The sequence below is a fragment of the Streptomyces sp. NPDC006510 genome (genome assembly GCF_040611955.1).
GTDB lineage: Bacteria > Actinomycetota > Actinomycetes > Streptomycetales > Streptomycetaceae > Streptomyces.
Genome location: NZ_JBEXPH010000237.1, coordinates 4,702 through 10,868 on the forward strand (window position 1 = coordinate 4,702; position 6,167 = coordinate 10,868).

Below are 6,167 nucleotides of genomic sequence, written 5' to 3' on the forward strand. Positions count from 1 at the left end.
GGGCCTCGGCGCCGGAGAGGACGGGCGGTGCCGTGGCGGGGGGCGGCTGGGCGGCCGGGTGGGCGGCGGCGGGGGGGGTGGCGGGGGCGGGGCGCCGCCGGGCGGGCCGGGGGGGGGGCGCGCCGCGCTCGGGCCCCCCCCCCACCCCACCCCGGGGGGCGGCCCCCAAGCCCGGGTCAGGCCGGGGCGTGGGTGTGGACGGGGCCCAGGGGGCTGGTCTCCGGGCGGGCCAAAGAGGCCGCCCAGCGGTCGCCGATGTCGAGGTCCGTCACCTGCCAGCGCGATTCCTCACCGCGGTAGCGGTGTACCACCCGCACCGGCCCGTCCTGCGCCGGACTGACGTCCAGCGTGTTGAGCTCCATGCCCAGCAGGCCGAGGCCCACGGCCTTGACCACCGCCTCCTTGCGGGTCCAGGCCCGGTGGAAGGCGGCGTCCCTGGCCGCGCCCGGGGTCAGGCCGAGGACGTGTGCGCCCTCCGAGGCGGTGAGGACCACCTCGGCCAGGCCGGCCGGTTCGACCGGCCGGAGGGCTTCCACGTCGACGCCCACCCAGTCGCCCGCCCGTACCGCGAGGGCTCCGACCCCCGCCGTACGGGACAGGCTGACCGCCAGCGGGACCGGCGGGGCGGCCACGGCCGGCGGGCCGTGCTCCCGGTCGCCGCACCCGGGGCAGATCCGTCGGCCGAAGCCGACCTCTCCCGGTTCGACGCCCAGCAGCCCGGCCACGGCCCGCCGGGCGCCGGCCCGGGTGGCGGTGAACGCGGCCGCGTCCGCCTCGGCGTGGAAGCGCTGGGCCCGGCCCCGCTCCACCTCGTCGAGGAGGGCGTAGTCCGCCGGGTCGGTCCGTACGCCGAGCGGCCACCACCACACGTGGACCTCGCCCGACTCCCGCATCCGGCTGACCGCTTCGAGCGCCGGTCGGGGTATGCGCACCTCGCTGATCGCGGTGTTCCGCCGAGGTGTCATCTGGCCTCCTCTCGATCCTTTCGATACGGCCGGTCTCAGGCCAGTCCGTTGAGGCGCAGGAGCAGTTCCTTCACCTCGGTGGCGTGGTAGCGGTCCCGTTCCTGCCCCGGGTCGGAGCACAGCAGCAGCGGCCCGTCCCGGTGGTCCTGGGGCAGCCGTCCGTGGCTGCCTCTGACATGGGCCGGGTCGAGCGGCACCACGGTGAGCGGTGCGCGCATCCCGGCCTTCTTGCGCAGCAGTGCGAGTGCTGCCTTCGCCTTCACCGCCGGATCGGCGGGGTCGAAGAAGAGCTCGGCCGGGTCGTAGCCCGGCTTGCGGTGGATCTCGACGCCGCGCGCGAAGTCGGGGGCGCGGGTGTCGTCGAGCCAGTAGTAGTACGTGAACCAGGCGTCCGGCTCGGCGACGGCGACCAGCTCGCCCGCGTTGGGGTGGTCGATGCCGTACGCGGCCTGTTCGGTGCGGTCCCAGATCTCGTCGATGCCTTCGGTGTGCTTCAGGACGTCGCGGACGCGCGGTATGTCGGCGGGGTCGGCGACGTACACATGGGCGGCCTGGTGGTCGGCCACGGCGAACGCGCGGGAGGTGCAGGGGTCCAGGTACTCCATGCCGCGCTGGCTGTAGACGGAGAGGAGCCCCGCACGGCGCAGCGCGCGGTTGATGTCGACGGGCCGGGAGACGGGGCTGATGCCGTACTCGCTGAGGGCCACCACGGTGGTGCCGCGGTCGCGCAGGTCACCGAGGAGCGGAGCGAGCGCGGCGTCGGCCTCGCGGGCGGCGCGCACGGCCTGGGGGCTGTCGGGCCCGTACCGCTGGAGGTCGTAGTCGAGGTGGGGCACGTAGATGAACGACAGGTCGGGGCGGCGGGTGTCGGCGACGTGCCGGGCGGCGCCGGCGATCCATCGGGTGGAGGCGATGGAGGCGGTCGGCCCCCAGTACTGGAAGAGGGGGAACTCGCCCTGGCGGGTGGTGAGTTCATCGCGCAGTCCGGCCGGTTTTGTGTAGCAGTCGGGGGACTTGCGGCCGTCGTAGTGGTAGACGGGTCGCGGGGTCAGGACGGTGTCGACGTCCGCGCCCATGGCCCACCACCAGCACAGGTAGGCGGTGGTGTGGTCGGGGTCCTGCCGTCGGGCGGCCTGCCACACCTTCTCGCCCCGGACGAGGGCGTTGTGCTGGCGCCACATCATGACCTCGCCGTGGTCACGGTGGTACCAGCCGTTGGCGACGGCCCCGTGGTCGCGGGGCAGCAGGCCGGTGGTGAGGGTGGCCTGGACGGTGGCGGTGACCGCGGGGAAGACGGTGTCGAGGCGGGCGGTGAAGCCCTCCTGGCCGATGGCCGCGACGTGCGGCATCTCGCCGAGGAGGCGGGGGGTGAGGCCGACGGTGCACAGGACGGCCACACTACGGTTCGTCATGGTGTGGCTCCCGGCTTTTCGGTGAGGCCGAGCCGGATCAACTCGTCGTGGGTCCACTCCAGTTCGGTGGCTATACCGGCGGCGATCCCGGCAGGTCCGGTGGGCCGGAGCCCGGCGGGCAGGACGTCCCAGGTGTATGTCTCGACCTCGATGTGGTCGGTGAGGGCGCGCTCCCCGCCGAACGCGGCCCGCAGGATCTCCTGGAGCGAGTCGCTGGTGTTGCGCAGCGGCGGCTCGGGCTGGTCGTGCAGCGGTACGTGGTAGTGGATGCGCCAGGGCCGGTCGCCGGGGAGGGCGCCCGCGAGGGCGGGGGCGAGGTCGTCGGAGCCGCGCAGGGTTCCGTCGGGGCTCTCTTCACGGACCTGGTGCAGGAAACGGGGTTCGGCGAAGGGGCGCAACGCCTCGCGGGACTCGGCCTCGGCGGGGGTGTCGGCGACGAGCGCGGAGGACGCCTGGAGCTTGACGACGGGCACGCCTTCGGCGACGAGGGCGGCGAAGGCGCTCCGCGGGTCCTCGTGCTGGACGGCGAGGTGGCAGGCGTCCAGGCACAGACCGATCCAGTCGTGGTCGGCGCCGGCGACGGCCTCGACGGCCTGGGCGGTGGTCTCGGCGACGCAGCCTGGCTCGGGTTCCAGGCCGACGCGGATGGTGCGGCCGGTCTCGGCCTCGATCCGCTTGAGTCCGGCGGCCAGGTCGTCGAGCTGCCGGGCGGCGGCGGAGCGCTGCACACCGGTCCAGGGGGTGCGCCAGGCCAGTGGCAGGGTGGATATGGAGCCGCGGGCGGCGTCCTCGGGCAGCAGTCCGGCGAGCACCTTGGCGAGGTTGAGCGTGTAGTTCAGGCGGGCCGGCTCGGACCAGTCGGGGAAGTACACGCCGCGCTTGACGACGGGCGTGTGGAAGCCCCGGTAGGGGAAGCCGTTGAGAGTGACGGTCTCCAGGCCCCGGACGGTCAGGGCGTGGCGCAGCGCTTCGGTGTCGGCAGGGTGGTCGGCGAGGTGGCGGGCCACGTCGGCGGGGAGCCACAGGCCGAGGCCGACCAGGTCGGTGCCGAGGTGCTGGCGTACCTGCTCCGCGTGGTCGGTGAGCTGGGCCGTGATTCCTTCGAGGGTCTCCGCCGGGTGCACGTTGGTGCAGTAGGCGAGGTGGATGGTGGTGGAGTCCGAGTGGAGCAGACGCATGATGTACCGACCTCAGCTGCCGCCGCGGGCGATCGAATTTCCGGCGTACAGCCCCGCGGCCTGCACATCGTTGTAACCGTCCAGATCAAGCCTGCCCGACTGCCCGTAGAACGCGAGCGGGTTGCGCCACATGACGCGGTCGACATCATCCTCGTCGAAACCGGCGTCCAGCATGGCTTCGGCCGTAATCCTCGTGAGCAGCGGATCGCTGTGTCCCCAGTCCGCCGCCGAGTTCACGAGCATGTGCTCGGTTCCGTACTTCTTGAGGATGCCGACCATCCGCTGCGGGGTCATCTTGGTGTCCGGGTAGATGGAGAATCCCATCCAGCAGCCGGTTCCGATCACTTCGGTGACGGTGACCTCGTTGAGGTGGTCGAGGACGACGAAGCCGGGGTCGATGCCGGATTCCTCGACGACGGCCAGGGAGCGTGCGGTGCCGCCCGCCTTGTCGCGGTGCGGGGTGTGGACCAGTGCGGGCAGCCCGAACTCGACGGCGAGGGCGAGCTGCGCGGCGAACGCGTGCTCCTCCGCCCCGGTCATGGTGTCGTAGCCGATCTCCCCGACCGCTACGACGGAGTCCTTGGCGAGGTAGCGCGGCAGCAGGTCGAGCACGGGGGTGCAGCGCGGGTCGTTGGCCTCCTTGGGGTTGAGGCCGATGGTGCAGTGGTGGCGGATGCCGAACTGGGCGGCGCGGTAGGGCTCCCAGCCCATCAGGGCGTCGAAGTAGTCGGCGAAGCTGGCCGGGTGGGTACGCGGCTGGCCGAGCCAGAAGGCCGGTTCGACCAGGGCGCGTACGCCTGCGTCGTACATGGCCCGGTAGTCGTCGGTGGTCCGGGACGTCATGTGGATGTGTGGGTCGAATATGCGCATGGCCATTCTCCGTCGGGGTGGGGCCCGGCCGCAGGGTACGGTGCCGGGAGCGGGGCCAGTGCCGGGACCGGCAGGGACACTAGCTCTCGTGCGTGGCAACCAGCCACAGGTCGGCGGGCACGGTGCGGCCGGCCGCGCGGCGCTCGGTCGCGAAACCGACGGCCATGCGGGCGAGTTCGGCGTCCCGGCGTTCGTGCAGCCCGGCCACCTTGGCCAGCGGTATCCCGGTGAACAGGCACTTGAGAACGGCCTGGCGCCAGCGGTACTGGTCGAGGTGGGCCCGCGCGTAGGGGCCGAGCGCGGCGGCGATGAGCCGGTTGTCGTTGGTGCGCAGCGCGTCGTCGGTGAGGTGGACGGCGTGCGGACCGAGGGGCAGGAAGGGCAGGGCGCACAGGACGCCGCGCCGCTCCGCCGCGTCGCCGTGCCGGTAGCGCTCGGTGACCTCCTGTACCAACTCAGTGCCCTCTATGGTCAGTTGGACGAGCAGTTTGGTGCGTACGCCGTCCTCGACGGTCCAGCCCGCCCAGCCGGGCAGCCGGCCCCGGCCATATGCGCGGCCGGCGGCGGGGAAGCGGCTGTCGAGGGCGCGGGCGCCCTGCTCGGAAACGGCCGCGAGGTCCTGGGCGAGGCGGGTGCGGTGCTCGTGACCGAGGGCCGACCCCAGTCCCTCCGTGAGGGTGCGCAGGGTGAGTGTGTCGTGCACGGTGGTCGGTGCCGCCGCGATCGTCGGTGCGGTCATACCGGTTCGGCCTCCTTCGACAGGGCTGCGGTGTGCAGGAATTCGATGCTGTGGCGGGCGGTCGCGGTCGCGGCGTGGCTGTGCCGGGGCAGTTCCACGGAGACCAGCCCCTGGTACCCGACGGCGCCCAGGGCATGCAGCACCGGCGGGAAGTCGATCTCGCCGTCGCCGAACGGCAGGTGCTCGTGGACGCCGCGCCGCATGTCCTCGATCTGGACGTGGGCGAGGCTGTCGGCCGCGAGTTCGACGCACCGGGTGACGCTGTGGGGTTCGAGGCAACGGCAGTGGCCGATGTCGAGGGTGAGGCGGAATCGGTCGGGCCGGCCGAGCTCGCGCTGGAGCCTGCGGTAGCCGGCCAGGTCGGCGACGAGCATGCCGGGCTCGGGTTCGAAGGCGAGGTCGATTCCGGTGGCGTCGGCGTGTGCGACGGTCTCGGCGCAGCCGTCGACGAGCCGCTGCCAGGCCTGTTCGGGGGTGGTGTCCGCGTCCGGGGTGCCGCTCCAGAAGTGAACGGCCTCGGCGCCGAGTTCGGCGGCGATGCCGATGGCCCGGCGCAGCAGTCCGAGGCGCAGGTCACGGCCCTCGGGGTCGGCGGACAGCAGGGTGGGACGGTGCTTGTGCCAGGGGTCGAGCAGATAGCGGGCGCCGGTCTCGACGACGACGGCGAGGCCGGTGGCTTCGAGGGCGCGCCGGGTCTCGGCGATCCGCCGGGGCAGGTCGTGGGCGTAGGGGTCGAGGTGCTGGTGATCCAGGGTGAGGGAGACGCCCTGGTAGCCGAGGTCGGCAAGGACGCGCAGCGCGTCGGGCAGCCGGTGGTCGGCGAAGCCGTTCGTGCCGTACGCGAAGCGCGGGGTGGGGGCCGGAGTGCCCGGACCGTGGCTCATGTCGAGGACACCTTCCGGGCGAGCCGGCCCACCAGGGGCAGCGCGGCGGCGAGCGGCAGGGCGAGCAGCGGCGCCCCGGCGCGGGCCACCAGGGCGGCCTGGAGGGGCAGGAGGGCGTG

Annotated in this window: 6 protein-coding genes; all 6 read right to left on the bottom strand. The window is 73.2% G+C overall.

Annotated elements, in window-relative coordinates:
* Nucleotides 1–176: 176 nt before the first annotated feature.
* The 6 genes from ABZY11_RS38855 to ABZY11_RS38880 all read right to left on the bottom strand — a co-directional run bounded on the left by ABZY11_RS38855 (nucleotide 177) and on the right by ABZY11_RS38880 (nucleotide 6,048).
* Nucleotides 177–965, bottom strand: coding sequence for a 4'-phosphopantetheinyl transferase superfamily protein (locus ABZY11_RS38855; protein ID WP_356483685.1), 789 nt, complete (start codon nucleotides 963–965; stop codon nucleotides 177–179).
* A 35-nt stretch (nucleotides 966–1,000) separates the two neighbouring features.
* Complete coding sequence (locus tag ABZY11_RS38860; protein WP_356483686.1) at nucleotides 1,001–2,377, bottom strand: nucleotide pyrophosphatase/phosphodiesterase family protein; 1,377 nt, start codon at nucleotides 2,375–2,377, stop codon at nucleotides 1,001–1,003.
* Nucleotides 2,374–3,555 carry a metabolite traffic protein EboE gene (eboE, locus tag ABZY11_RS38865; RefSeq protein ID WP_356483687.1) on the bottom strand — a complete coding sequence of 394 codons (1,182 nt, stop codon included), beginning with the start codon at nucleotides 3,553–3,555 and terminating at the stop codon, nucleotides 2,374–2,376. The genes ABZY11_RS38860 and eboE overlap by 4 nt, the downstream gene beginning before the upstream one ends.
* Before the next feature lie 12 nt (nucleotides 3,556–3,567).
* On the bottom strand, nucleotides 3,568–4,425 hold the full coding sequence (locus ABZY11_RS38870) for a TatD family hydrolase (RefSeq protein WP_356483688.1): 858 nt from the start codon (nucleotides 4,423–4,425) through the stop codon (nucleotides 3,568–3,570).
* A 79-nt stretch (nucleotides 4,426–4,504) separates the two neighbouring features.
* Nucleotides 4,505–5,164 (bottom strand): EboA domain-containing protein, encoded by a 660-nt coding sequence (locus ABZY11_RS38875; protein WP_356483689.1) that lies wholly within the window; start codon nucleotides 5,162–5,164, stop codon nucleotides 4,505–4,507.
* Entirely contained in the window at nucleotides 5,161–6,048 is an 888-nt protein-coding gene (locus ABZY11_RS38880) for a sugar phosphate isomerase/epimerase family protein (RefSeq protein ID WP_356483690.1), read from the bottom strand. Before ABZY11_RS38880 ends, ABZY11_RS38875 begins: the two co-directional genes overlap by 4 nt.
* Nucleotides 6,049–6,167: the final 119 nt, after the last annotated feature.

Bases quoted from the DNA above. Each gene is read 5' to 3' on its own strand.
- ABZY11_RS38855 (WP_356483685.1), bottom strand. From the start codon at position 965: ATGACACCTCGGCGGAACACCGCGATCAGCGAGGTGCGCATACCCCGA.
- eboE (WP_356483687.1), bottom strand. From the start codon at position 3,555: ATGCGTCTGCTCCACTCGGACTCCACCACCATCCACCTCGCCTACTGC.
- ABZY11_RS38880 (WP_356483690.1), bottom strand. From the start codon at position 6,048: ATGAGCCACGGTCCGGGCACTCCGGCCCCCACCCCGCGCTTCGCGTAC.
- ABZY11_RS38860 (WP_356483686.1), bottom strand. From the start codon at position 2,377: ATGACGAACCGTAGTGTGGCCGTCCTGTGCACCGTCGGCCTCACCCCC.
- ABZY11_RS38870 (WP_356483688.1), bottom strand. From the start codon at position 4,425: ATGCGCATATTCGACCCACACATCCACATGACGTCCCGGACCACCGAC.
- ABZY11_RS38875 (WP_356483689.1), bottom strand. From the start codon at position 5,164: ATGACCGCACCGACGATCGCGGCGGCACCGACCACCGTGCACGACACA.